Below are 954 nucleotides of genomic sequence, written 5' to 3'. Positions count from 1 at the left end.
AGCTCCAGAACCAAACTTAACAGTTCTTTGGAGTGAAAGCTTCCCACAAGGTTACAAAGACTTCTGTGCGAAAGTATCTATCGATACATCAGCTATCCAATACGAAAATGACGATTTAATGAGACCACAATTCGGTGATGACTACGGTATCGCTTGTTGTGTATCTCCAATGAGAATCGGTAAACAAATGCAATTCTTCGGAGCTCGTGCTAACCTTGCTAAAGCTGTTCTTTACGCTATTAATGGTGGTGTAGATGAAAAAACAGGTATTAAAGTAGTACCAGGCATCGAACCAATGACAGATGAGTACTTAGATTACGATAAAGTAATGGCTAACTATGAAATCACAAAACAATGGGTTGCTAAAACTTATACAGATGCCCTTAACATCATTCACTACATGCATGATAAATATGCTTACGAAAGAATTGAAATGGCACTTCATGATGAAGAAATCTTAAGAACTACGGCTTGTGGTATTGCTGGTCTTGCGGTAGCAACAGACTCATTATCAGCAATCAAACATGCAAAAGTTAAACCAGTAAGAAATGAAGAAGGTTTAGCAGTAGACTTCATAATCGAAGGGGAATACCCAGCATACGGAAACAATGATGATGCAGCTGACTCAATCGCAGTATCACTTGTAAAAGACTTCATGCAAGAAATTAGAAAACACACACCATACAGAGATTCTGTTTATACACAATCAGTTCTTACTATTACATCAAACGTAGTATATGGTAAGAAAACAGGAGCTACTCCAGATGGACGTAAAGCTGGCGTACCATTCTCTCCAGGGGCTAACCCAATGAACGGTAGAGAAACAAAAGGTGTTCTTGCAGCTTGTGCTTCAGTAGCTAAACTTCCATTCGAAGATGCAAACGATGGTATCTCTTACACATTCTCTGTAGTACCTTCAACAATCGGTAAAACAAAAGAAGAACAAATTACAAA

General features: G+C 38.5%; 1 protein-coding gene. It reads left to right on the top strand.

The window, feature by feature from the left end; all coding sequences use genetic code 11:
- Window positions 1-954: pyruvate formate lyase family protein (locus JCM14822_RS18740; RefSeq protein WP_278287265.1), on the top strand; the 954-nt coding region annotated here is incomplete at both ends.

The organism is Cellulosilyticum ruminicola JCM 14822 (assembly GCF_001311925.1).
GTDB classification, from domain to species: Bacteria; Bacillota; Clostridia; order Lachnospirales; family Cellulosilyticaceae; genus Cellulosilyticum; species Cellulosilyticum ruminicola.
This window is presented reverse-complemented; position numbering and strand designations above follow the sequence as displayed.